This is a genomic window from Secundilactobacillus silagei JCM 19001 (assembly GCF_002217945.1).
GTDB classification, from domain to species: Bacteria; Bacillota; Bacilli; order Lactobacillales; family Lactobacillaceae; genus Secundilactobacillus; species Secundilactobacillus silagei.
This window is the reverse complement of record NZ_BCMG01000001.1, coordinates 39206-62999: the sequence shown is the minus strand read 5'-3', so window position 1 is coordinate 62999 and position 23794 is coordinate 39206. Positions and strand designations below refer to the sequence as shown.

27 protein-coding genes are annotated in these 23794 nt (G+C 44.9%); 8 read left to right on the top strand and 19 right to left on the bottom strand.

What is annotated here, in order from left to right; genetic code table 11:
• Nucleotides 1-211 precede the first annotated feature (211 nt).
• The 4 genes from CES79_RS00295 to CES79_RS00285 form a co-directional block, all read right to left on the bottom strand.
• Entirely contained in the window at nt 212-1912 is a 1701-nt protein-coding gene (locus CES79_RS00295; protein ID WP_089135971.1) for a phosphoenolpyruvate carboxykinase, read from the bottom strand.
• 217 nt (nt 1913-2129) lie between these two features.
• A complete protein-coding gene (locus tag CES79_RS00290; protein WP_089135970.1) occupies nt 2130-3506 on the bottom strand; it encodes an MFS transporter in 1377 nt (458 codons plus the stop codon).
• Nucleotides 3507-3680: 174 nt separating this feature from the next.
• Nucleotides 3681-3851, bottom strand: a complete 171-nt coding sequence (locus tag CES79_RS13005; RefSeq protein WP_170173494.1) for a hypothetical protein — start codon at nt 3849-3851, stop codon at nt 3681-3683.
• Nucleotides 3852-3900: 49 nt separating this feature from the next.
• Nucleotides 3901-4608 carry a zinc metallopeptidase gene (locus CES79_RS00285; RefSeq protein ID WP_089135969.1) on the bottom strand — a complete coding sequence of 236 codons (708 nt, stop codon included), beginning with the start codon at nt 4606-4608 and terminating at the stop codon, nt 3901-3903.
• Between the two features lie 414 nt (nt 4609-5022).
• On the opposite strand from CES79_RS00285, the gene map reads away from it, so the two are divergent.
• Both map and CES79_RS00275 read left to right on the top strand, forming a co-directional pair.
• Complete coding sequence (gene map / locus CES79_RS00280) at nt 5023-5814, top strand: type I methionyl aminopeptidase (RefSeq protein WP_054653614.1); 792 nt, start codon at nt 5023-5025, stop codon at nt 5812-5814.
• Nucleotides 5815-5905: 91 nt separating this feature from the next.
• Nucleotides 5906-6631 carry a demethylmenaquinone methyltransferase gene (locus CES79_RS00275; RefSeq protein ID WP_054653612.1) on the top strand — a complete coding sequence of 242 codons (726 nt, stop codon included), beginning with the start codon at nt 5906-5908 and terminating at the stop codon, nt 6629-6631.
• Nucleotides 6632-6643: 12 nt separating this feature from the next.
• Here CES79_RS00275 and CES79_RS00270 read toward each other — a convergent pair whose 3' ends face one another.
• Nucleotides 6644-7279 (bottom strand): DNA-3-methyladenine glycosylase, encoded by a 636-nt coding sequence (locus tag CES79_RS00270; RefSeq protein WP_328590721.1) that lies wholly within the window; start codon nt 7277-7279, stop codon nt 6644-6646.
• A 54-nt stretch (nt 7280-7333) separates the two neighbouring features.
• Here CES79_RS00270 and CES79_RS00265 point away from each other — a divergent pair, with 54 nt between their 5' ends.
• On the top strand, nt 7334-7693 hold the full coding sequence (locus CES79_RS00265) for a DUF488 domain-containing protein (protein WP_054653610.1): 360 nt from the start codon (nt 7334-7336) through the stop codon (nt 7691-7693).
• 33 nt (nt 7694-7726) lie between these two features.
• On the opposite strand, the gene pgmB is transcribed toward CES79_RS00265, so the two are convergent.
• Complete coding sequence (pgmB, locus tag CES79_RS00260; protein ID WP_054653609.1) at nt 7727-8407, bottom strand: beta-phosphoglucomutase; 681 nt, start codon at nt 8405-8407, stop codon at nt 7727-7729.
• An 85-nt stretch (nt 8408-8492) separates the two neighbouring features.
• Here pgmB and CES79_RS00255 point away from each other — a divergent pair, with 85 nt between their 5' ends.
• Complete coding sequence (locus CES79_RS00255) at nt 8493-9155, top strand: DUF6198 family protein (protein ID WP_191983061.1); 663 nt, start codon at nt 8493-8495, stop codon at nt 9153-9155.
• Between the two features lie 50 nt (nt 9156-9205).
• Here the strand turns inward: CES79_RS00255 and CES79_RS00250 are convergent, their stop codons facing one another.
• The 5 genes from CES79_RS00250 to CES79_RS00230 all read right to left on the bottom strand — a co-directional run bounded on the left by CES79_RS00250 (nt 9206) and on the right by CES79_RS00230 (nt 14934).
• Nucleotides 9206-9631 carry an OsmC family protein gene (locus tag CES79_RS00250; RefSeq protein ID WP_054653605.1) on the bottom strand — a complete coding sequence of 142 codons (426 nt, stop codon included), beginning with the start codon at nt 9629-9631 and terminating at the stop codon, nt 9206-9208.
• A 148-nt stretch (nt 9632-9779) separates the two neighbouring features.
• Entirely contained in the window at nt 9780-10721 is a 942-nt protein-coding gene (locus CES79_RS00245) for a phosphoglycerate dehydrogenase (RefSeq protein ID WP_054653603.1), read from the bottom strand.
• A 74-nt stretch (nt 10722-10795) separates the two neighbouring features.
• On the bottom strand, nt 10796-11932 hold the full coding sequence (locus CES79_RS00240) for a GGDEF domain-containing protein (protein ID WP_089135967.1): 1137 nt from the start codon (nt 11930-11932) through the stop codon (nt 10796-10798).
• A gap of 168 nt (nt 11933-12100) precedes the next feature.
• Nucleotides 12101-13702 carry a BCCT family transporter gene (locus CES79_RS00235; RefSeq protein ID WP_089135966.1) on the bottom strand — a complete coding sequence of 534 codons (1602 nt, stop codon included), beginning with the start codon at nt 13700-13702 and terminating at the stop codon, nt 12101-12103.
• Nucleotides 13703-14364: 662 nt separating this feature from the next.
• On the bottom strand, nt 14365-14934 hold the full coding sequence (locus CES79_RS00230; RefSeq protein ID WP_054653597.1) for a sugar O-acetyltransferase: 570 nt from the start codon (nt 14932-14934) through the stop codon (nt 14365-14367).
• 137 nt (nt 14935-15071) lie between these two features.
• Here CES79_RS00230 and CES79_RS00225 point away from each other — a divergent pair, with 137 nt between their 5' ends.
• Complete coding sequence (locus tag CES79_RS00225; protein ID WP_089135965.1) at nt 15072-15644, top strand: DUF2179 domain-containing protein; 573 nt, start codon at nt 15072-15074, stop codon at nt 15642-15644.
• Between the two features lie 22 nt (nt 15645-15666).
• On the opposite strand, the gene CES79_RS00220 is transcribed toward CES79_RS00225, so the two are convergent.
• A complete protein-coding gene (locus CES79_RS00220) occupies nt 15667-16512 on the bottom strand; it encodes a ribonuclease H family protein (RefSeq protein ID WP_089135964.1) in 846 nt (281 codons plus the stop codon).
• A gap of 200 nt (nt 16513-16712) precedes the next feature.
• Here CES79_RS00220 and CES79_RS00215 point away from each other — a divergent pair, with 200 nt between their 5' ends.
• Nucleotides 16713-17168, top strand: a complete 456-nt coding sequence (locus CES79_RS00215) for a hypothetical protein (protein ID WP_089135963.1) — start codon at nt 16713-16715, stop codon at nt 17166-17168.
• 131 nt (nt 17169-17299) lie between these two features.
• Here CES79_RS00215 and codA read toward each other — a convergent pair whose 3' ends face one another.
• Nucleotides 17300-18547, bottom strand: coding sequence for a cytosine deaminase (gene codA / locus CES79_RS00210; RefSeq protein WP_054653595.1), 1248 nt, complete (start codon nt 18545-18547; stop codon nt 17300-17302).
• A gap of 204 nt (nt 18548-18751) precedes the next feature.
• Here codA and CES79_RS00205 point away from each other — a divergent pair, with 204 nt between their 5' ends.
• Both CES79_RS00205 and CES79_RS00200 read left to right on the top strand, forming a co-directional pair.
• Complete coding sequence (locus CES79_RS00205; RefSeq protein WP_089135962.1) at nt 18752-20095, top strand: TrkH family potassium uptake protein; 1344 nt, start codon at nt 18752-18754, stop codon at nt 20093-20095.
• Nucleotides 20088-20774, top strand: a complete 687-nt coding sequence (locus CES79_RS00200) for a potassium channel family protein (RefSeq protein WP_054653593.1) — start codon at nt 20088-20090, stop codon at nt 20772-20774. The genes CES79_RS00205 and CES79_RS00200 overlap by 8 nt, the downstream gene beginning before the upstream one ends.
• 79 nt (nt 20775-20853) lie before the next feature.
• Here the strand turns inward: CES79_RS00200 and CES79_RS00195 are convergent, their stop codons facing one another.
• From CES79_RS00195 to CES79_RS00175, 6 genes are all read right to left on the bottom strand, one after another.
• Nucleotides 20854-21231, bottom strand: coding sequence for a DMT family transporter (locus CES79_RS00195; protein ID WP_089135961.1), 378 nt, complete (start codon nt 21229-21231; stop codon nt 20854-20856).
• An 11-nt stretch (nt 21232-21242) separates the two neighbouring features.
• Nucleotides 21243-21554, bottom strand: a complete 312-nt coding sequence (locus CES79_RS00190) for a DMT family transporter (RefSeq protein ID WP_159459429.1) — start codon at nt 21552-21554, stop codon at nt 21243-21245.
• An 82-nt stretch (nt 21555-21636) separates the two neighbouring features.
• Nucleotides 21637-21813: a hypothetical protein gene (locus CES79_RS12785; protein WP_159459428.1), complete on the bottom strand. Its 177-nt coding sequence runs from the start codon at nt 21811-21813 to the stop codon at nt 21637-21639.
• Nucleotides 21814-21816: 3 nt separating this feature from the next.
• Nucleotides 21817-22518, bottom strand: coding sequence for an NAD(P)H-dependent oxidoreductase (locus tag CES79_RS00185; RefSeq protein ID WP_054653589.1), 702 nt, complete (start codon nt 22516-22518; stop codon nt 21817-21819).
• A 380-nt stretch (nt 22519-22898) separates the two neighbouring features.
• Entirely contained in the window at nt 22899-23099 is a 201-nt protein-coding gene (locus CES79_RS00180) for a cold-shock protein (RefSeq protein WP_054653587.1), read from the bottom strand.
• Between the two features lie 309 nt (nt 23100-23408).
• Nucleotides 23409-23726, bottom strand: coding sequence for a hypothetical protein (locus tag CES79_RS00175; RefSeq protein ID WP_054653585.1), 318 nt, complete (start codon nt 23724-23726; stop codon nt 23409-23411).
• Nucleotides 23727-23794 lie beyond the last annotated feature (68 nt).

The window sequence follows — 23794 nt, the reverse complement described above, 5'->3', positions numbered from 1 at the left end:
GGGGTTTACACAATGTTAATCATTTCGTAATATTGCTGAAACGCGTGTGTTTGTGTGTACCACCTTCAGGGGCTCGTTAAGTTTACATTGCCGAAACGCGTTCACCGCGGCAGATAGCTACATGTAAGACAAGAACCACCCAAATCCCAAGTTCGGGGATTTAGGTGGTTCTTGTCTTACACACCGCTATCTAAACGCCGCGGTTCACGCTCTAGCTGTTCCACAGCACATCCAACAGCTGTTTTGCACTTTCATTCAAACTATCTTTACTCTTATCAGTACCAAGGTGGGTATAAATTTCACCTACATAAGTTCCCTTATCGAAGAAGTGCTTGAATACCTTATCAATAATTGGACGGGTCCGCTTCTCTTCTTGCACTGGGCCGAATGGGTTAGCGAAGAAGGTAGTACTCATACCAACTTCATCAGTCGTCCCTAAAGCAAACCGCTTACCTTCAATGAAGGTTGCCTTAGCATCCTCTTCGTTATCGAATTGGTGGATACCGATATCTTTATCGTAATTATTCGCGTAGATCCACATATCTACACCATGATGCCCGACAACCCGGTTATACGTATCAGCTGGAATGATAACCCGGGCATTCTTCCGGTCTGGGTTTAAGTACACCCCACGGTCCATGTTATTGAAGGCTACGGCCGAACTTAAATCGTCCAGTCGAACAAAGGCCCCAATTTCAGTTCCTTGCGCGTACAGATCACCATCACCTGTTAAGGTGAAGCTCCCCATATCATCAAAGATCGTTTCCTGACTCAGGATCTTATCATCCGCAATTTCCTGCAATGCTTCCAAGGATTCGGACTTCCCGGCACCTGAATCACCGAAGAACACCACGTTCTTATTCTTACCGTTAGAGAACTTGATACGCACCATTGAACCGTGAATTGGCAGGCGGTTCTCGTAGATCATGTGTAGATTATGCAACGTCAGGCACATCTTCTTCATATAGCCGAAGTAAGTGGTCTTATCGTTGTATGGCACTTCACCGACCCAGATATCGTTTTCTTCATCGTGGTGGTAATGGCAAACATCGCCTTCAGTCTTTGGCAGGCCAAACAGTAAAATTTCATCTGGCTTGTGACCAGCAACGTCTTTTTCACTGGCAACTTCAAATAAGTTAGCTAACGAAATGCCACTAACAAAGTAATCACGCTGGAAATAGATATAAGCTAAACTTTCACCAATTTTGGCTGGGAAGCAATACCATTCATCACGTGCCCCATGAAACTTAGCAATTGGATTATCAGGTACCGCGGTGAAGGTCCCTTCACGCTTGTTGGAAGGCGTCTTCATCATCATTGGTGGCCGTAACGATATCGTGTTCAGAAAACGAATTGGCTTCAAGGCCTCATAACCTTCTGGAATCGGCCAGTCAACAGATTGCGTCAGGATACATGCAGAAGTCCCAGCACTTACCTGACGATAAGTCTTATTAGGAGATCCCTGTAATTTTTCTTCAACAGTCCGGTAAGCTTCGATCACAACATCGTTGAACTTATTATCCATTTGCATGAAGTTCTTAGCAGTTGCTGCACTACCATGCTGGTTAACGACCCCAATTCTCAAGTATGACCGATAATATGAATACAGTTCTTCAATGCTGAATAAAATTTCTTCACGTTTATAAGTATCAAAGGCATCGGGCCGATCAAGCAGCACCGCCTTCAACGTGTTAATGTACGTTTTAGGATCAGCATCTTCAAAGTCACTGCGGTTACTTTCGGGCGTATGCCGGCGATCCTCCAGGAATAGACGAACAACTTCTTCTGCTTCTTTACTGTTAATTAAAGTAAAGATATCAGTAACGTACTTGCTCGTGTAATTAATTACCGCAACTTCTCGATCTGGATTCATATATAACGCAGATGTTTCAACTTTTTCTGATTCAGTCATGTAGGTAATTCTCCTTCCAATCAAATGAAACTAACTTGCCATGGGTCTATTGTAGCGTAAAAAAAGCCGAACGAAAACAGAAAAATGAGAATTTAATAAAAGAGTCGAAATACCGTGCGAATAGGGTTCCATTGCCTTTTAATATTGCAAAAATGAGAGAATTTTTTGAAATATTTAGAATTGAATGAACCCCCTACCGCTTGAATTTTAATCGTGATCAAGCCTTGGCTTTCTTTTCCTTTAAACTCAGTGCTAAAATCAGTCCAATAATTTCAAGAATAAAGAAGGTAATGAACACAATGTGAAAATTACCTAAGGTCGCTGTGGCCACACCGCCCAATGACAGCAAAATAGTCGCTACGGCAACCCCCGTCGAACCGAGCAGTTGACGCATCGTGGTAATGACCGCCGTTCCGTGAGAAATCTTCTCCTTAGGCAGCGCATCCGCGCCTAAAGTTGTTGCGGGCATCATCACGAAGGCATTGCCGCCTTCGATCAGCATGGCAATCGGCATCATAGCCCACAATGAGAACTTTGCGGGAATCAAAGCTAGAATTCCCCAGCCAATCAGAATCATCGTCATCCCGATCAGCAGGACTTTTTTAAAGCCAATTCTATCAGCTAATTTACCCGTCAATGGATTCAAAATACTCAGAAAGACAGCTCCTGGAACTAGCGCCATCCCGGAAATAAACGGGCTGACACCCAAAATGATCTGGTAGTACAGTGGGAACACGATTGTCACCACGATCAGCGCAATGTAGGACAGTCCGGTTAACCAAACTGACGCGTTGAATTGACCGACCGCAAAGACCCGTAGATCGAGTAGCGGTTCTGGTAAGTGTAATTGGCGATAAGCGAAGAATAATAGCAAAAGAATACTGATCACTAGGATGATTGTCGCAGTCCCCCAGTTAACGCCTGATTTACCAACCAGATTGACCACGTACAAAACCCCAATAAAGCCCACCAGACTGATCACTGACAGCCAGTCAAGGTGTGAAGGCGCCTTAGGCATGACGTTAACGATTGCCCAAAGTGAAACCACGATCACGCAAGAAATAATGATCATGAACACGACGAATAATCCTTGCCAGCTCGTAAAGCGCAGCACGATTCCTGAAATAATGGGACCCACCGCTAACGCTGACCCCATGACTAGTCCCGCTAGACCCATTGCACCGCCACGATTTTCACGCGGTGTAATGGTCAACAGTACCGTTTGATACGATGGAAACAGAATGCCGACACCAATTGCTTCCAGCGCACGCCCTAACAGGACTAGCGGAAAGTTTGGTGCCAAAATAATTAACAGTGTCCCCACATCAAACATAATGAGCACGGATAGAAATAATGACTTAAACCCAATATTGCTCAGCAGCCAAGGACTCACTGGCATCATAATACACATAATTAACATGAACCCCGTTGTTAGCCATTGAACTGTCGAAGCTGAAATTGAAAAATACCGCATCAACGTCGGGTAGGCAGTTGACACCGCAGATTGACTGATGGACATGGTAAACGTCCCCAGCAACAGCGTCGTCACGAACCACAAACGTGAGCGGCCAGATAGAGTAGTTGTTTGACTCATCTTCGAATTCCCCCTTACTATCACAATCATAATCGTAAATAAAATTAAAATCAATTGTGCAAAACGGAGATTAGGCAGTAGCATAGATTAAAAATCCGATTTCGTTTACTTTTAAGTCAAGTTGACCTAACTGTATGACATAAAAAAACACGGTCACATTGACCGTGTCAAAATTTAGCTCAGACTATTAATTGTACCGTCATCAATTGCTTTTTTGATTTTTTTTGCTTCATCCAAGCGAGACTCAACAATGTACTTCATCGTGACGTCCTTGTCAGATTCTGCTTGATTAAATTGTTCAGTTAAAAATTCGATTTGATCCTTTAAATATGAAATTAAGTCCATCTTATCCACCAGCCTTTTCGTCTTCCCTACCATTATAAGTCAAACCTGTCTAATTGTCGTCACGATTTCCTCCGAAGAGAATGATTAGTCGCAATAGCTGTAAAAAGGTAGCTAACGCAGCAGCCACATAAGTCAGTGCAGCAGCCGTTAGCACCCGGCGAACCATCGGCACTTCATCCGCAGACAACAGCCCACCGTCACTCAAAATGCGCAGTGCTCGATGAGAAGCGTTAAACTCCACTGGTAACGTCACCAGCTGAAACAACAGTGCCAGTGAGAACAGCAAGATACCGAGATGGATCAACGTCTGATTCATCCCCATTAACACCCCAACTAAGATCAGCGGGAAAGAGACCGTCGACCCGAGATTAGCAATTGGTACGATGGCCGTCCGCAGCCTCATTGGTAAATAATTGTTGGCATCCTGCACCGCGTGACCACATTCATGGGCGGCAACCCCAACGGCGGCAACCGATGACGAATTGGCGGTTGATTCCGACAAGTTTAACGTCTTGTTACCACCATTATAATTGTCAGTCAGGTCCCCAGCGATTGGGTGAACGGTCACGTCATTAATGCCCGACTGCTGTAAAATATATTCCGCCGCACTGGTTCCGGTAACACCGCTTTGAGCGCGGTACCGATCATATTTAGCATAAGTCGACTTAACGTAACCCGAAGCGGCCATTGAAAGCAACAACCCAACAATAACTAAAATGTACGTTGGATCAAAAAAGGCAAAAATTGGTGATGTCATTGAAGCCCTCCTATCTATTAAATCAGTTGTTAGAAATATTATTTAGCGTTATCGTTGCAGAACATTGTAGCAAGTTATTGGGGTTGGGACAATCTTCTTAAGGAATGCTTAAGGATTAGGAGAGACTACTTTAATTTTACATTGCCTAAGCGGGGTTAAGCGGACTGGACGTTATGTATAAAGGTGAATGGCAATCTAAAAACAAACCGCGCTTTTTCGTTTACATTGCCTAATCGGGTTCAAGCGGACTGGGAGTTATGTGTAAGGGTGGATTACAATATAAAACCAAGCCCGGGTTTTACATTGTAATCCACCCTTACACGCCACTCCCAAAACGTCCGCTTTCACACCTTGGTATTTTGGTGTACCATTAACATTGTTGAAATAATATAAAGCATAAAGGAGCAGAAATTCTTGATTACTTTAAAATCAGAACGTGAAATTGAAATGATGCGTAAATCCGGTGCCGTTTTGGCTGGTGTTCACTTGGGTCTGCGTAACATTATCAAGCCCGGTATTTCTAGCTGGGATATCGAAAAGTTTGCTAATGCCTACATCGAAGAACACCACGCCAAGGCCGAAGAAAAGGGCTTTGAAGGTTACAAATACGCGACCTGCGTCAGCGTTAACGATGAAGTCGCTCACGCCATTCCCCGTAAGAACCTCTTACTTAAGAACGGTGACATTGTTGCCGTTGACATGGTAGTTAACCTGGATGGCTTCATGAGCGATTCTTGCTGGACCTACGCTGTTGGTACCATCAGCAAGGAAAAGCAGCATTTAATGGACGTTACCAAGAAGGCCTTATACCTCGGTATCGACCAAGCCGTTGTTGGTAACCGGATCGGTGATATTGGTTACGCCATTCAACACTACGTTGAAGACGAAAACCACATGGGCGATGTTCGTGAACTGATCGGCCACGGTATTGGACCGACCATGCACGAAGAACCAAACGTCCCTCACTACGGTGAACCAGGCAAAGGCCTGCGTTTACGTGCTGGTATGACGATCACCATTGAACCAATGGTTAACCTTGGGACCTGGGAGATTGCTACTAAGACGGTTCCCGGCGATACTTGGGAATACTACGTTTCAGCTGATGGCACCCCTTCAGCTCAATACGAACATACCTTAGAGATCACCAATGATGGTCCTAAGTTATTAACTTCTCAAGATCCAGACTTAGATGCTAAGTACCTTTAATATTAAATAATAAACGTCTCGCAGTCGAAACCAGACTTGCGGGACGTTTTTTGGTATGCTTATTACATTAAATTTATGCGGGAGGCCCAACATGTCACTGACTAACCAGACACCAGAATCACAGGTCCAAGGTCTTTTTAAACGAATTGCCGGTAACTATGATCAAATGAACAACTTAATTTCACTGGGCACTCACAAGCACTGGCGCAAAGTCGCTATGACTAAATTGATGCTTAAGCCCGGCAGCTTCGTGCTCGATCTGTGCTGCGGAACTGGAGATTGGACCATTGCACTCGCTAAAGCGACTGGTCCATCTGGTCAAATCATTGGGTTAGATTTCAGTGCGGAGATGCTTACAGTCGCCAAAAAGAAAGTCGCCGCAGCCAGTTTAAACGACCGTGTAACTTTAGTTCAGGGTGATGCCATGACGCTGCCTTACAGTAATGATCAGTTCGATGTGGTCACCATTGGCTTTGGCTTGCGCAACGTGCCAGACGCCAATCAAGTGCTGCGTGAAATGCACCGGGTCGTTCGTCCAGGTGGTCAAGTGACCTCACTAGAAACATCACAGCCGAACCAACCAGTCGTCAAACTGGGCTGGCAAGTCTACTTCAAGTTGGTACCAATGATGGCTAAGATTGCCGTTCACGACTATCACGACTACGCTTATCTGCAACGCACCGCGACTGAATTTGTAAATGCTAAACAACTAGCTCAGATGTATGATAACGCTGGTTTCACTCATATCAACTATCAAACTTTTGACATGGGTGCGGCTGCTGTACACCTAGCTCGCAAAGCATACACTGAAAATTAATTAAAACTGATATTATTGAGCTAGCCAGCCATGCGTTGCCAGATTCATCTCGCGTTTGCGCATACCAGAAACGTATGGGTTGCCTGCCACGTAGTAGCGATAGGGTGAATTAGTTTGGCCGCCGCGCTTGCTGACGCCAATTCGAGCTGACGTCAGGATCTGTGCCGGCACGCGCTGATCTTGTAAATCAATCTTAAACGGACTGTCAGTGATCATCACGTTGTTCCAGCGCAGGTCGGTCACACCAAAGGCCTGCATTAATTTACCGGGACCGTTAGTGAGTTCTGAACCGGTTTTCGGGCGATTAGCCTGCATGATGTCTAAACCATCTTTGGGTTCAACACCTCGAATCAAGATCCCTTGCGGCTCACCTTGAGCTTGCGTTGCAACATCAAACGCATAGTAGCCGCGGGACGTATAAATATAAACGTTGCCCGGAGCGCCGTACAGTGCATCATTCGCCTTAGTCCGCCGCCCCTTATACACATGCGCAGCAGAGTCCGCCACACCTAAGTAGGCTTCAGCTTCCACGATGTAGCCGCTGACCAGCCCTTGGGGTGACTCATAACGCAACAGCTTACCCAATAATTCACGGGTGATGTTACCCGTTGAACGAGCGCTAAAAAAAGCTGCCATAGTTGTCATCATTTCTCCCTCCAACGTCATTATGCTATATTGTCATTATAGAAGAGGTGATTAGAAATGGCACTCAAAATTGAACGGATTTACACGAAACCCGCTGACATGGACGGTTACCGCATCCTAGTGGACCGCCTATGGCCACGGGGAATTTCCAAAGAAAAGGCCGCCCTTGATGAGTGGTTTAAAACGATTGCGCCAACCAAGGAACTGCGCCAATGGTTCGGTCATGATCCAGCTAAGTATGACGAGTTTAAAACCCGCTATCGAGCTGAGTTAGATGTCAACCCTGACCGTGACCAATTTTTAGCACTGGTTAAGGCTCATTTAGCTGATGGTAATGTCATCATGCTTTACGGTGCTAAGGATGAAGCCCATAACCAGGCTGTGGTATTGAAAGCATACATCGAACAACAATTATAATCTAAAAAAGATCACTCTTATCAGTGACCTTTTTTAATGTTGCTGTTCAATTTGCTTCTGAATCCCGGCCAATGTCAGCTCCGCAGTATCCGCGAACTTAACATCCGCCGTGGCAATTTCAGCTGTTGCACCCACCCCAACTGATAAAGCACCGGCACCATTGACGGCAGTGAGCCCCGTTTTCGAATCTTCAATACCGAGACAGTTAGTCGGCGACAGGTTCAATAAGCTGGCTGCTCGAACGTAGATCTCTGGATCCGGTTTATTACGGGTCAGTGTCGCTGGATCGACAATTAAGGGAAAGTAGTCCGTCAACTGCATTTTTTTAATTTCCAATGGCGCGTTCACCGAAGCGGACGCCAGCACGATACCGTAGTGCTGCGCCTTTAATTCATCTAGAAAATCAATGATACCAGGCAAAACATCCGCTGGCGACATCTGCGAAATCAGCTCAAGGTACATTTGATTTTTACGGTCGCCTAATTTCACCTGTTCAGCTGCCGTATAACGGTTTAATTGATGTCCAGCTTGTAAGATGGTCGTCAAGGAATCCTGCCGGCTCATCCCAAGCACTCGTTCAGCCAGTGATTGCGTCCAAGTAATACCCAGTTCATCCGCTAATTGATGCCAGGCCTGCAGGTGATACTGAGAAGAATCAGCAATCACGCCATGCAGATCAAAAAGAACACCGGTATATTGATCAAATTTAGCCATTCAAATCACCTCGATTAAAGGACAATTGCCCTTTTATTTTGGCTACAATCCCGTATAATTAGAACCGTTATGGAGGGATGCGCACGTGTATCAAGATAACGGAAAACCAACTATTTTAGGAGATTGTACCCTACTTATTATCTCCATTATAATCAATTCATTAGGAAACGCACTCACAGTGTCTCTTAACCTAGGCAGTGCACTGTGGACCGCCTCTGCCGTGAACATGGCCCACCTATTCCGCATGAATCTGGGCAACATTCTGTTACTGGAAGGAATTGCAATCATTCTTTCAAACGCGTTGATCCTAAGAAATTTTGACTGGCGCCGAATGTTAGGTAACGTCTTATTCATGGTGCCATTTAGTTACCTCGTCAGTGGCATTGCCCAAATGTTAACGGTCTTTCACATCCAGCATCTGTCATTAGTCCCGTCAGTGATTCTCGATATCATTGGGGTTATGATGATTGGCTGCGGTGTTTCTATTTATCAACGGGTTAATTTAATTCTTCACCCCAACGATGATTTTATGCAGATCTTGCGGTTTAAGTATTTCCATGGTAACGCAGTGATTGCCTCACTGGTGGCCTTCATCGTTCCCATTACGATTACAACCATCTGTTTTCTGATTCAGCGCCATCTTTGGGCCGTCAATATTGGGACCGTAGTGGCTCTGCTTTTCCAGGGAACGTTTATCGCTTTAAGTGACCGTTACGTCTTTAAAAAATTAAAACATCAACGTTTATAAACTCAAAAAGCTCGTTGCATAACAATCATGCAACGAGCTTTTTAGTTCAATTAGAACGCAAATTCATCCACAACTTCAAATGAAACGTTGGCGTTTTGCTTGATCATCTTAGCAACTGGGCAATAGTTCTTAGCTTCATCAACTAATGCCTGTGCTTGATCACGTTTAACACCATTCATCAAAACCTGAACACGGACGACGAATTTGTAACCCGTATCGTCTTTTAATTGATCCACACCCGTGTGAACTACACTGGTATGCGGTAGGTTATGCTGCTTTTCAATAATTTCAATGGTAGCGTTAAAGCAGGTACTGATTGCTAACCCCACTAATTGCTCGGGATTTGTACCAGAACCCTTTACCAGTGAGCTGCTAACACCCAGTGCTAAACCTTCATTACCACGAATAAAGCTGACACCGCTTAAGCCTTTTTCATTTACTGCCTCTGTATGATACAACGATCCATTAATAGCCATTATCTGGATCCCCCTTTTGTATTTTATGCCTGTAGTGTAGCACGTATGGAAGCGATTCCAAACCATTTAGCTTGTTAACTAAATGGTTTTAGTTTTCCCAACTGCTAACCTTTCAGCCACTCAAATACGGGGAAGAATGCTAATAATCTTAGAACTGTGGCTGATTAACGGCCCATTCTGGTTTTTGACCCGATAATGCTTCATCGATCATTCTGGCGGCACCCATGGCCATGTTTTCACCGGCTTCAACGGTATTGGAACCCGTATGCGGTGTCAAGAAGACGTTGTCAAGTTTGAATAACGGGCTATCGTCTGGCAGCGGTTCTTCATCAAAGACGTCTAAGGCCGCGTTGGCAATTTGATGGCTGCTGAGTGCTTTGATCAGTGCCTGTTCGTCAACCACGGAACCACGCGCTAGGTTAATCAACGAGGCGCTAGACTTCATCATCTTTAATTCTTTTTCACCGATCAAATGTTCAGTCTGTTTAGTGGCGGCAATGTGCAGCGTCACGAAGTCTGATTGTCTTAATAACGTCTCTAAATCAACGTATTCACCATATTTCGTGGGGCGTTTAGTACGATTATAGAGCAACGTTTTGACACCAAAACTACTTAGCATCTTGGCCACTGCCTGACCAATGTGACCGAAACCAACGATACCCACCGTTTTCCCTGCGAGTTCATGACCAAAGATCTGTCTAGCAGCCCGCTGCTGTCCTGAACGCATCAAAGTCGACACTTTAAACGACTGCTTTGCCAGCAGCATGATATCAGTAACCGCATTTTCAGCCACACTGACCGAATTGGCACCAGGGGTATTGGTGACCCAAACGCCCTTGGTCGCCGCATAGTCGGCATCAATACTGTCATAGCCAACGCCATAGCGAGCTAAGACTTTTAGATTAGGCAGTTTGTCATATAAAGTATTTGGAAATGGTGCCACAAACATCATAATGCCCGCGACATCAGGTGCTGTCGCCAAGATGGCTGCTTCCGTTGGATCGGGTACCATCAAGACTTCATAACCCTTCTTAGTTAAATAATGGTCAGTTTGCTTGTCAGCAACCTGAGGTATAATTACTTTCTGCATCTTAAAAATTCCCTTCTGTTTAAAGAGTCGTTTACTATTTAAAGTTTACCATGCTTTGATTTAAAACACCCTAATTAACCCACGTCAGAGGTTGTCACTCTGTTTCGACCAGCTTCTTTTGAACGGTATAGCCGCTTATCGGCACGTTTGTACAAGTCCAAATAATTTTGATCCTCAGCGTCAATTTGGTCTTGGCCCATCGAAATGGTGATTTGAAACTGTTCGCCCTGCTGAGTCGTAAAGTTCAAGTTGCCAATTGCTTTACGAACACGATTGGCAGCCATGTTGGCCGAACAGTGCTGGGTCTCAACATCGAAGACCAGAATGGAAAATTCTTCGCCGCCAACCCGATAAGCTTCAGCATGACTACTGATTTCAGGCACGATCTGTTTTAATTCAGCGGCGACTTTTCGCAATACGGCGTTGCCTTCTAAGTGACCATAACGATCATTGACCCGTTTAAAATGATCAACATCAAAGGTATACAGCAAATACCGTGTGCCATTTTTATGATAATCGCGAAATGCTCGGTTCAGATCTTCATTAAACACCCGAAAATTATAGAGTTGCGTCAGATTATCCTGTCTGGCTTCGTAGAGCAGCAGTGCGTGCCGCTGATTTCGCAGTTTTAGCTCATAGTAAATAAACCAAATCAGGTAAAACACAACTAAACTAGCAAAGATTTCCCATAGCCAGCCCACTTCAATACCGCGTAATGAAACCCAGTTGGCCCACATAAACGGCGCCGCAAACAGAAAGCAAAATGGGTAATACCGCAGTGGTCGATCAATGATCTGCCGGCCGAATTTTTCCGCCACCCGCATTAACACGAGTGTGAAAACGAAAGCATAGCCCCACCATACCAAGTTGGGTAACAGCCAGTACCAATTCAGTACAAGAAATGATGCCACCGGGAACAGCCCCCGACTTTTTTCAAAGAATAGAGCAATGATCAGCACCCCGATTTGAAACCCGAGATAACTCCAGCCAAACCCCTTTCGATTATGGGCTTCCATAATCCGAAACACGGAGGCGAGCTGAAAGAATCCCAGAAAGCCAATGGTGAGTAAGATCTGACAAATACCTCGAAACCGTTTCAAGAATTGAATTTGAAATTGGGTGCGCTGCAGCCAGTCATAGAGCAGTGCAAACCCCGTTAGTAACAACAAATTAGTCACAAATGTCATCCCACGAATGGCCCATGCCAGCATAACAGCTGCCCCCTTTCTCACTCAACTTTAAACCCAATCAGTGTTAGTTTCTCTCACAATTTGAATTCTGTAAAGAACTAGTTTCCATCTTGAATCCTGTCCACTAAAAAAGTTCTGATGAAAATTGTCTGCAACAATTTTTATCAGAACTTCTCTTAATTATTTAAATTAATTAGCTAATTGCGTTGGTGACAAGATCAGCTTACCATGAATCGCTGACTTGCGTTCCACCGTAACTGGTTGATGTGCCATACCCATATCGGTAACTTCTGAAGATGGCGTGAAGACCAGCTCGTGGTCGTGCTTGACCAACCGCCGAATTGACAGCAGGATGACGGCACAGACCCCAATCAACGGGAAACCAGCCATGACGGAAATCGTCTGAATAACTTTGAAACCACCTACTAGAACAAGTGAGATGGCAAAGATCATGAAGACGACGACCCAAGTCATCCGGTTGAAACGCGTTGGTTCGCGGTGCTTCAATGGGGTGCTGGTAAACGATGACAGAATGTAAGCTGAACCAGAAATGGTTGTTGCTAAGAAGATAAAGCATGACAAGCAATACAGTAACGTCATGATCTGCTTCATTGGCAACGTCCCAATTACGGTTGCGATAACGGCAGCTTGACCTTGGGTGTTCAACATGTGGACCAAATTAATGACCCCATTTTGTTGTAACCAAAGTGCGTAACCACCCATGACGGCGTAGAACAATGCACAGCCAGTAAAGCCATACATTAACATCCCCATGAGCATCTGGCGAATCGTTCTACCACGTGAGATCTTCGCAATGAATAATCCCATCACAGGCATATATGACAACCACCAGCCCCAGTAGAAGATCGTATCCTGCTGAGTGGCACTTGGATGCGTATTAGTGGCCATTGGTACGAATTTTTGAACTAACATACCTAGGCTTTGTGCTTCGTTACCAATAATGTAACGAGCCGGACCAAAGAATAAAATTAAAACCAGAAAACCGATGGCTAACCAAATATGCACCTGACTTAAACGGTCGATCCCACCGTTCAGGCCTTTAAAGACCGTGACGGCGAACAAACCGAATAAGACAATGAACAATGCCATTTCCAATGGCAGACCGTACTTCAGGCCAGTTGCACTTGAAAAGGCCTTAGCAGTGATTGGGACTTCCATCCCAATTGATGAACCGACACCACCGATGATACCAATAACAACCAAAATGTTGATCAAGCCCGCAAAGAATTTCTTCAATGACTGGTGCTTGTCACCATCTAACATACTGATCCCGTCGCTTAACTTTTGAACGGGCTGACCCTTACGGTATAACAGGTAACCAATCAAAACAGCGGCTGGTGCGAACATCATCCAAGCCATTGGGCCCCAGTTAAACTGGCCCATCATCGTAGCAGAGATGTAAGCAGCGTGTGAATAAGCTTTAATGTGAAATGGCGGATTCTGAATCACCGTCAGTGGATCAGTAATGGACAACATCATGATGCTGGCATCGATCGCCGTTGCAAACACCATTGCGCCCCACTTGAAACCACTGTACACCGGTTTGTCATCGGGTTTTCCAATTTTAATTTTCCCATATCGGCTAAATGCCAATCCGATTAAGAAGACAAAGTTGATGATATAAATACCAAGGTACATCCACCCTAACTTTAGGTTCATCCAACTCAATAGACTAGATAAAGGTGCTTGTAACCCTTTTCCACCTATCATTAACACTAAAGTTGCCAGTAAGAATAATCCCACAGTTGGTACAAAGACCCACTTGTTGATTAACTTGCTTCTTAAAATAATATTCCTCCTCTAATAATTGTACATATTGGATGCAGAGTGTGGAACAAGCTAGAGGGTTGAACACGCTGCGACGATTTTAAAACTTGCCGTTCACGCTGCGGTCTAGCTTGGGAATACGTCTTGTCCATGTATCAATCAACCCCACTTTCAGAAAAATAACCGTTCTCGTTATTATTCCTACCGATGGATCCTGATCAAAATACCGTTATAGCAACGATATCGTCAAGCATCGTATTGAAACCACAATGAAATTGTAACCTTTCAACTCTGAAAGCACCCAACGTATTTTCATTCGGGTCGACAAAGTAGAAAGCACAAAAAGAGCTGCCGAGATCGTCTACGACCACCTGCAACAGCTCTGCCTGCAACAAATTGCCAATTCCAATGTAACCCGATTGAATTTACATCATTATTATACACGTTTGAAATAATAAGTAAAATCAGTCAAAATGATAAGAAAAATACCCATGTTATTGGCTTATACATAGGCTTTAGCGGAGTTATCCACAAGCTATATTTGCCGAATTCTCGGGCTTTTTAGCAAAATAAGTGAAAAATAAAAACGATTTTTCAAAATAACGGTGTTTAAACCGCCTTTGAAAGATCGTTATTTGCAGAAAATGGTTATTAATCGTCCATATTTACTTATCTGAGTGTTTTGGAACGGGTTTAATGACCCGCGCTGGATTACCAGCAATCACGACGTTATCCCCAAATGATTTAGTCACCACGGAGCCAGCACCCACGACCACGTTATCACCTAACGTGACACCAGGCAAGATGATGACGCCGCCGCCCATCCATACACTGTGGCCAATGGTGATGGGAGCGCCTAATTCAACGTCGGCATCCCGTCGCAGAACTGGATCTAATGGGTGAATTGGGGTATAAAAACCGCAGTTAGGGCCGATCCAGGCATACGGCCCGATGGTGATGGGACACGTATCCAGCATGGTTACATCATAGTTGGCGTAAAAATGATCGCCTAAATGAATGTTGAAGCCGTAGTCAAATTTGAAACTGGTCTCAACGAAAAAGTTATCGCCAGTATCGGCAATTAACGCTTTGAAACGGTCATTACGGTTCTGATTATCAGTAATATGATTAATTTCTTCTAGTTGCTGGCGCATATAGTCCCGGCGAGCAGTAAGTTCGCCATCGAGCTCATCGTACGGTTCACCGGCAGTCATCTTTTCTCTTTCTGTAGCCATACAAAACAACACTCCTTTGCTAAAAGCATATCACAGATTACAATTTTGAGTTAAATTGCTTTCATCATCCGTGATTTGCACTAAACTGTAGTAGTAGAATAATTTTAAATTTTATCTTTATAAAAGAGGCGATTTATTTGAAACTTGCGCTTACTATTTTTGTTTTAAATGCCTGTTACATTACCTTAAACACCTTTCGGACAATGTTAGTTGTCCGCAGACAAAAACTATGGGCACCACTGCTAGCCGTTTTTGAAGAATTCGTTTACGTGATTGCACTGGCAATTGCGTTGAAGAACATCAACTCACCGATCAACGTCATTGCTTATACTGTTGGTTTCGGGATTGGGATTTACCTAGGTATTCTGATTGAAGATCACGTGGCGTTAGGCTACGTTAATTTCCAAGTCACCGTCAAAATCGACAATGACGATCCCAAGTATCAGCAAAATAAAAAATTACCGGAGGATCTGCGTAACAATGGTTACGGGGTCACGGAAACTTGGGGCTATGGCCGTGATGGTTCGCGGTTGATCTTAAACATCTTAGCCCCCAGAAAAGCTGATCGCCGGTTAATGGATCTGATCCATCAATTGGCACCAGAAGCTTTTGTCATGGTCAACGAACCCACCCAAATGTCTGGTGGCTTCTGGAGTAAGGAAGTTGAGCGCCGCTTCAGAAAAGTAACTCATAAAGAAAAGCAAAACTAAACCTGACACAATCAGCACTGGGCTATGGATTTTTAAATAAATCCAATTGTTCCAGTGCTTTTTGAATGTCTGAAACTGACTGATCAACCTTTTTTTGCTGTTGCGGTGCTGGTTTAGCAGCAGGCTGCTTAGTTGATACTGCCGGCTTAGCTTTAGGCTTAGTCGGTCTAACCGTTTTAGCCTTAACCTGGCGTCCTGCGATTGGCCGATCAGTCTTAACCATCTCGTCCATCGTTTGATTTAACAAATGGTCAACAAAAATATTACCCTGGTTATCCGCGTGGCCCTTAGTCCAAACAAGCGACAGCTTAGAAAACTGCGGCAATAACGAATTGACTTGCTGCCAAAGCTCAGCGTTCATCAGTTCACCGCCGGAGCGTCGCCAGCCACGTCGCTGCCAGCCTTTTAGCCAGCCCTTGTTGATTGCATCCAGCACGTACTTGGAATCAAGTACCAGCGTGATGTCAGCCGTCTGCTGGTCTTGTTCGATCAATGCGTTCAGCGCTTTGATCAGAGCCATGATCTCCATTCGGTTATTGGTGGCCCCCCATTCACCAGCGGAATCACTGAGGACCGTATCAGGCAGCTCCAGTCGGTAGGCCCAGGCAGCGGGATCGGTGGTCTTCACGTGACCGCCCTTAACGTTACCGTGATTACGCGTGCCCCCATCCGTATAGCCAATGATCAGGCCATCGTGAGTAACGTTTTTTTTCGCCGTGGACCCACCCATGAATTGCTGGGCTTCTAACTCCGTCTTAAATCCTTTGTATTCGGCACCGGAAAAGCCCGAAACTTCTTTTTGCGCTTCCGGCCAGCTGGTATAAATGCCGGGATGCTGACCCTTTCGTACCGCATAATATTTACCCAAAAACGTCACCTGCTCTCCATTTAAAGATTATTAAAGTTTAATAAATTCCTATTACAATTTCCACTTTACAATCGTCAATTATACTAATTTTGTGAAAATTATGCTAAAGTTATTAGTGTAAGCACTTTATGTAGAAAATCGACGTTCATTTATGAACTTTGCCATTATTAACCAGTTGTTCAAGAGGAGGAATAACTCTGATGTCTGAAATTCACGCGCAGCTCATTAACATTAAACAAGCTCACGCTTTGTTGAAAGAGCAACATAGTCAAGCCAACGAATTTTTTCCTGAACTGACACTTACTGGCCAATATATCCTACCAGATTATCGGCTGACTCGTAAACGGGAAGCATTTAAAATTCGGAAACATACTTTTTTAAAGAAGCATTTCAAATCCTACGTTGCCTTTGATTCCGAAAATGGTCAAACCCTTTGGATGCATAACTTTTCAAGTTTGACCCAAGCGTTATTCTGGTTGCAAACGGGGCTCAAGCCCGGTGATACCGACAGCCAATTTTCCTTTAAGGAATGGCATGAAAACCACGCTGAGGAAATTGAAAGTTATAAAGAACAGCTCCGGGCTTTACACAAGGACACGGTCGCCCAAAAGAAGGCTTCAGAATCCCGTGCCCATAAACCAAAGAAACACGCTTAGTCTGATGAGTTCTGAATTTACTCAGAACTTTTTATTTTGCGCGTGACAGTCAGGATTCCTAAAATAGTGACTAAAATCCCTTAGTGCAGTCAGTCAAAGATTGCTGTACTAAGGGATTTTTTGTGCTTTATTTATTTATTTTGATCAAAATAAGTTTTTACTTCTTGTGGCTGCGTCTTAACGGTTACGATACCATGATGGATCGCATACAAAACTTCCGCCCGTTCATTAAGGGCATCATAGAAGTTACCGCGGTTTAAAATAATGCAGTTCGCCTGTTTGCCAACTTCAATGCCGTAATGGTCCAAAACGTGCATCGCACGGGCACCGTTTTGCGTCACGTACTTATATGAATTCATGATCTGGTCATAGCCCATAGTCTGTGCCACGTGAAGACCAAGGTGCAGCGGATCTAACATATTGCCGTCACCCATTGGGTACCAGGGATCCTTAATGTCATCTTCACCAAAGGCAACGTTGATGCCATCTTCGGTCAATTCCTTAACCCGGGTCATCCCCCGACGCTTAGGATAAGTATCGAACCGACCACCCAGGAAGGTGTTGACTAGTGGATTGGCGATCATGTTGATGCCGGACATTTTCAGCAGCCGGAACAGCTTGTAAGCATAAGCGTCATTGTATGAGCCCATGGCAGTGGTGTGACTTGCGGTCACTTTGTCGCGCATCCCGGTTTCGTAGGCTAAGGTTGCCAGGGTTTCAAGACCCCGGGCTGCTGGATCATCAATTTCATCACAGTGCACATCGATCAATTTATCGTACTTTTCAGCCAGATCACTGACAAAGTGCAGTGATTCCACGCCGTATTCACGGTTGAATTCAAAGTGCGGGATCCCGCCAATGACGTCGACGCCCATCTCAGCTGCTTTGGTCATTAACTCTTTACCATGCGGGAAGGACAAAATGCCTTCTTGTGGAAAAGCCACGATCTGCAGTTCAATGAAGTCTTTCACTTCGTCTCGAACTTCCAGTAACGCCTTTAACGCCGTCAAGTCAGGATCAGTCACATCAACGTGTGAACGTACGAACTGGGTCCCGTGACTCGCCTGTTTATTTAAGGTCTGAATGGCGCGCTTTTTAACGTCTTCAACGGTCAGCTTCTTCTTGCGTTCCGACCAGATTCGAATTCCATCAAACAACGTCCCGGATTGATTCCATTCCGGGTCCCCTGCTGTTAAGGTGGCATCCAAATGGACATGAGGGTCAACAAACGGTGGCAATAACAGCTTCCCACAGCCATCAATCAAGCCTTCGCTCTCTTTGGGTGTAATGTGGTTAGCAATTTCAACAAACTTGCCGTCTTCAATTCGAACGTCTTTCAAGGTTTCGCTATTCTCAATTGACACTTGCTGTATCAACATCTTCTTACTACCTCCAGCAGTTTTAGTTAATCATTACGATTAAATTATAACACGGGAGCTACCTCACATTAGCTGTATTGTTCGTTTTGCCACAAACTATTTTTAACGCCGATACTGCGGCCACGGTTTTCTTGTCATATGGCTTTTAAACCAGCATGATTTTCGCTATAGTGAAACTAACAGAAACTGGAAAGGAGGTCAGCTATGTCAATCCCTCAAAAGCAACATCTGTCACTGCCCAAAATTCTCACCCTGGGCTTTTTGATCATCATTTTAATTGGCACATTGCTGCTCAGCCTGCCGATTGCCACGCGCGGTACGCACACGACCTCCGTAATGGACGCCTTCTTTACCGCGACCAGCGCCACCTGCGTGACCGGGCTCACGCTAGTCAGCACGGCGTTTCACTGGACCTTGTTTGGCCAAACGGTAATTTTATTTTTGATGGAGATTGGCGGTCTGGGCTTCATGACCTTCACCGTCATGCTATTTTTATTCATGCGTCGCCAAATGAAACTCTCAACGCGACTGTTAGCGCAAGAATCACTTAACCTCGATAATCTCTCACAGCTCAGTGTAATCAAATTAATCTTACTGCTCTCATTGATCATTCAACTAGTGGGTGCTGGGCTCTTAATGCTTGATTTTTACCCGCGATACGGCTGGACTAAGGGCATCTGGTTCAGTATCTTTCACGCCGTTTCAGCTTTCTGTAATGCCGGGTTCGACTTATTCGGCAACAGTTTAGAAGACTTCACGAACGACCCCTACGTTTTGAGTATCATGGCGATCCTCATCATTGCCGGTTCATTTGGCTTCCTGGTCTGGCAGGACCTCTTGCTCTATCCTAAACGGCGGCGATTATCACTGCATACTAAACTAGCACTGGGAACCGGAACGGTCATCACCTTAATCTCAATCGTGGTCTACCTGCTCAGCGAAAATAACCTGCAAGTCCTTAGCCAGCACGTTTCGTACGGCCACCGGCTCATGAACACCCTGTTTATGGCCATCACGCCGCGGACTGCCGGATTGACCACGTTGCCCTACCAGCATCTGTCCCTTGCCAGTATTGCCTTTACCATGATTTTAATGTTCATTGGTGGCACCCCCGGATCAACTGCCGGTGGTGTGAAAACAACGACTATTGGTCTACTTACCATTCAAAGTATTGCAACCCTGCGCGGTAAGCGGGACGCCACCTTTGGCCACCGCCGCTTCACACAAGATAATATTTTCCGGGCACTGACCTTAATCTTTGTCGCACTGACCATCCTAGCAGCAGCCACACTGATTCTTTGCGCCACCCAGCCGCTGCCTAAAAATGATGGCCTGCAGTCGGTTACTTTTGAAGTCCTGGCAGCCTTTGGGACTACCGGGATTTCACTAGGACTAACGCCACATTTAAACGTTCTGGGCAAGCTGATCATCATGTTTTTGATGTTCATTGGCCGGGTCGGTATCTACACCGTGATGTTCTCGATTTTAAACGCCAACCGTAAGCAACCGAAGTACCGTTATCCAGAGGAGAGTGTTCTAATTGGTTAAACATAAACGTGAAAACTACGCCGTGATCGGCCTGGGACAATTTGGCAGTGCCATCTGTCAGTCCCTCGTTGAAGCGGGGCAAGAAGTGCTAGCCATTGATATTAGTGAAGAAAAGGTCAACGAGTTCACTAACATCGTGACCCGGGCGGTAATTGCCGATGCCCAGGATGAAGATACCATGAAAGAACTGGAACTGGGCAGTTTCGACCACGTGTTCATTTCCATCGGTCAAAACATTCAGGCCAGTATCATGGCCACCCTGCTGACCAAAGAACTGGGCGCTAAAGACGTCATCTGCAAGGCTGAAAATGAAAGTCACGCCCGGGTCTTAGAGAAGATCGGTGCCGACCAAATCGTCCGTCCAGAACGTGACATGGCTCGGCGAATTGTCTTCCATCAGCTGCAGCCCAACATCGTGAACTACCTCATGTTAAATGACCAAGTCACCATGGCGGAAGTTAAGGTTGATAACCCGGCTTTCGTGGGCAAATCGCTCAACGAACTAGCCGTACGTAATAAATACCATATCAATATCATCGCCATTAAAACCGATGGCAAGGTCAACCTCTCGCCCACTGCGGACGATAAACTCCGGCAAAATGATTTAATTTCAGTTGTGGGCTACACCACTGATGTGAATCAGTTTAACGAAGATGCACAGGCTTCATCTCAGGCGTAATATTTCCCTGCTTAAGGCTGATTGACTCACATCAATCAGCTTTTTTAGTGAAAAAAAAGAGCCTCGCTCGCGCTCAGCCCTAAACCTTCATCTTTTCTTCTACCTGCAGCGATTCATAGTCGATTTCTTCTTCAGCTTCACCAGACCAGTTCAAGGCCACGATGCCGCCGACAATCAGCCCCAGGCCCAAAATTTCGCCAATGGAAAACGATTCGTGAAACATGATCACGTCAAGTGCTGCAGTTAAAACTGTTCCAGCTCCTGACCACAGCCCATAAGCCACACTCAGCGGCACCACTTGCATGGCATACGACAGACTGTAGAGCATGATCAAGAAAACGGCAATGCTCAAAAAAGTCCATGAAAATTGTGTAAATCCCCTCGACAGCTTTAACGACATGGTCCCAATAATTTCGGTGACAATCGCAATTCCAAGCGCTACATAGTATTTAAACATCCGCTATCACCTCACAGTATATTTAACATCACCGTTCCGAGAATGATGCAGGCGACACCGACGATTTTCGAGCGGTTGACCTGCTCTTGGAAGAAAATAATCCCAATAATGGTTGTAAAAAGGGTCCCAATAGCGCCCCATAACGCATAAGCGACACCTAAATCTAACCACCGCAGTGATTTGGAAAACAAAAACAGGGTAATGGAATACCCAATGACTAACAGCAGCGTTGGCAGTATTCGGTGAAACCCATCGGATTCCTTCAACAACGAACTGCTAATAATCTCAAAGATAATTGCCGCGAATAAAAACCCGTACCCCAATAACAAGTCATCATCCCGTTTCTATAAACTTAATTAACTTTAATTGTAACGCTAATTTTGTAAATCAGGGTAATTCCTAGCGCTACCACCGCGACGGATTCCACGTTCGTCCGTCCAGTTCATCTTGGGCCAGTTGAATTCGTCGCTGCTGTTCTTCGCTCAGTTCTGCCAGCGCCAAATACAGCGCACGTTCTTTAAATTGCGGCGTTTTGGCAGCTAACGCAAATAGTTGCTGGGCCGCCCAAGTCTGTTCTGCCATTAATTATCCCTCCATGTCCTGAATCATTTTCAGGTTCGTCTGCAGATCCGTTAACGTTGCCTGATCATTTTTTAACTGCTCTAAAATCAAAGTTAGCTGCTGTTGCTTGTCGGCTGAAACGGTCGGTATCAATTCAGTCAATTGATCCATTAACCAATTGGTCCGGTCATCAAAGTGCCCCAACTGCGCCTGAGTCAGATAGCGCTGATAATTCACCAGTAATTTGGCCTTGTCATCATCCGTCTGGTAGCCAAATTGGTCGATCACAAAGGTTGGCAAAAACGTCATTTGTAATTTATGCGCCAACGCTTGAAACGGTGTCATGATCTGGGAAAGACTAAAGCCTTCACTGCCACCAGCAGTAAAGGTTCGCGCTGGTGAGCCTAAACTCACGGCGATTCCCAGTTCTTTACCAACTAAGCTTCCCATGGCGTCAGGATAAGCAAAGTGACGCGTCAACACTTGATCCAGCCAATTCTTCAAGATGGCTGGTGCGCTGTACCAATACAGCGGAAACTGCAGCACGATGCGATCCGCTTGGTTAATCAATGTCTGTTCTTCAGCAACGTTCAAATCAAACGTACTGAGCGGATGCCAAGTAACGTCTGGTAAAGCAGCTGCTTCCTTTAAGAATTGCTGGGTACTGGAATCTTGAATCTGCGGATGCCCTACAACGACTAAAGTTTTGATAAAACCGCCCCCCAATTCACATAAGCTTAATACTTCTAATTATGCTCATCTTATCACACCCATTACTACCTGGTATCGCTAAAGCTCATATTAGCGATTATGCGCAGTAACTACAAAACGGTTTTGAGAGTAGGCTGTCTCAAAACCGTTTTTTTGCAGTGTCTTATAGGGAGAGTACAGTAGCGACCGGACTACTGTGAATAGCGCTAGGATTTATAAGCCGCGGTGACAGCCACACCTTTACTATTCAAGATTAGTTTAGCGCTCGTCTGTAATAAACAGTTGTCATTTGTGTATTGGTTGCGTAAAGATTGAAAATAACCGTCTGAACGCCACCGAAGACACAAAAAAACCACTGATCACAATGATCAGTGGTTCCGTTGGGCTTAATTAAATTAAGCAACAGTAACGTTAGCAGCTTGTGGGCCACGGTCGCCGTCTTCAACGTCTAAGGTTACATGTTGACCTTCTTCAAGGGTCTTGAAACCGTCAGCATTGATAGCTGAGAAATGTACGAATACATCTGAGCCGTTTTCAAGAGTGATAAAACCGTAACCTTTGTCAGCGTTGAACCATTTAACAGTACCTTGTTCCATTAGAATGAAACCTCCATGCGCTATGCGCAAATAAATTTTGCATTTGAAACTTTTGAATAAGGAGCCATTCTAAAAAGAACGTTGTACCTTAATCCCGAAGCATAAATACATTACCAATACTATAACAGGTAATTTTGAGAAGTGCAACAATAAACTCCTGCGAAGCAAAACTTTATTTTAAATGAAGACTGCCGCTCTAACTGCAGACAATACCTGCTATCACGCCCTTTTAGCACCATTAGCAGGTGCCAATCAGCCGTTGAACCATATTCATTTAATTATTTTTAATTTAGCAATTAGTTATCAATTTTAGCGAATCAGTAATTCAATCGTGTCTTTTTGAGGCGCAAAATTGAGGCCTACCACAGGTTCTTTCAAGATCTTAGAATACTCATCCAGTACGTCGTCCGGCAGCGGTGTGGTGTCTCCTAATTCGGCTAAAACATCATCAGGAGAGTCCACTTTTTGCATATCAATAAATAACCGCATGTTACCCACCGTATCACGTAACAGATCAGTCAGCAGACTATTCGGCTTGCCCTCCAGATCCGTGACAACAAGCTGTGCCCCATCAACGCCATGATGGTTGATCGTGATCATCTTTAATATATCAAAAACGTTATCCATGTTCGGCTCCCCCAATTTGTATTTTACATTGTGCTCATTATACACGATGTTGCTAGGCTGTGAAAGCT

Bases quoted from the DNA above. Each gene is read 5' to 3' on its own strand.
- CES79_RS00295 (WP_089135971.1), bottom strand. From the start codon at position 1,912: ATGACTGAATCAGAAAAAGTTGAAACATCTGCGTTATATATGAATCCA.
- CES79_RS00290 (WP_089135970.1), bottom strand. From the start codon at position 3,506: ATGAGTCAAACAACTACTCTATCTGGCCGCTCACGTTTGTGGTTCGTG.
- CES79_RS13005 (WP_170173494.1), bottom strand. From the start codon at position 3,851: ATGGACTTAATTTCATATTTAAAGGATCAAATCGAATTTTTAACTGAA.
- CES79_RS00285 (WP_089135969.1), bottom strand. From the start codon at position 4,608: ATGACATCACCAATTTTTGCCTTTTTTGATCCAACGTACATTTTAGTT.
- CES79_RS00275 (WP_054653612.1), top strand. From the start codon at position 5,906: ATGTCACTGACTAACCAGACACCAGAATCACAGGTCCAAGGTCTTTTT.
- CES79_RS00270 (WP_328590721.1), bottom strand. From the start codon at position 7,279: ATGATGACAACTATGGCAGCTTTTTTTAGCGCTCGTTCAACGGGTAAC.
- CES79_RS00265 (WP_054653610.1), top strand. From the start codon at position 7,334: ATGGCACTCAAAATTGAACGGATTTACACGAAACCCGCTGACATGGAC.
- pgmB (WP_054653609.1), bottom strand. From the start codon at position 8,407: ATGGCTAAATTTGATCAATATACCGGTGTTCTTTTTGATCTGCATGGC.
- CES79_RS00250 (WP_054653605.1), bottom strand. From the start codon at position 9,631: ATGGCTATTAATGGATCGTTGTATCATACAGAGGCAGTAAATGAAAAA.
- CES79_RS00245 (WP_054653603.1), bottom strand. From the start codon at position 10,721: ATGCAGAAAGTAATTATACCTCAGGTTGCTGACAAGCAAACTGACCAT.
- CES79_RS00240 (WP_089135967.1), bottom strand. From the start codon at position 11,932: ATGCTGGCATGGGCCATTCGTGGGATGACATTTGTGACTAATTTGTTG.
- CES79_RS00230 (WP_054653597.1), bottom strand. From the start codon at position 14,934: ATGGCTACAGAAAGAGAAAAGATGACTGCCGGTGAACCGTACGATGAG.
- CES79_RS00215 (WP_089135963.1), top strand. From the start codon at position 16,713: ATGTCTGAAATTCACGCGCAGCTCATTAACATTAAACAAGCTCACGCT.
- codA (WP_054653595.1), bottom strand. From the start codon at position 18,547: ATGTTGATACAGCAAGTGTCAATTGAGAATAGCGAAACCTTGAAAGAC.
- CES79_RS00205 (WP_089135962.1), top strand. From the start codon at position 18,752: ATGTCAATCCCTCAAAAGCAACATCTGTCACTGCCCAAAATTCTCACC.
- CES79_RS00195 (WP_089135961.1), bottom strand. From the start codon at position 21,231: ATGTTTAAATACTATGTAGCGCTTGGAATTGCGATTGTCACCGAAATT.
- CES79_RS12785 (WP_159459428.1), bottom strand. From the start codon at position 21,813: ATGGCAGAACAGACTTGGGCGGCCCAGCAACTATTTGCGTTAGCTGCC.
- CES79_RS00180 (WP_054653587.1), bottom strand. From the start codon at position 23,099: ATGGAACAAGGTACTGTTAAATGGTTCAACGCTGACAAAGGTTACGGT.
- CES79_RS00175 (WP_054653585.1), bottom strand. From the start codon at position 23,726: ATGGATAACGTTTTTGATATATTAAAGATGATCACGATCAACCATCAT.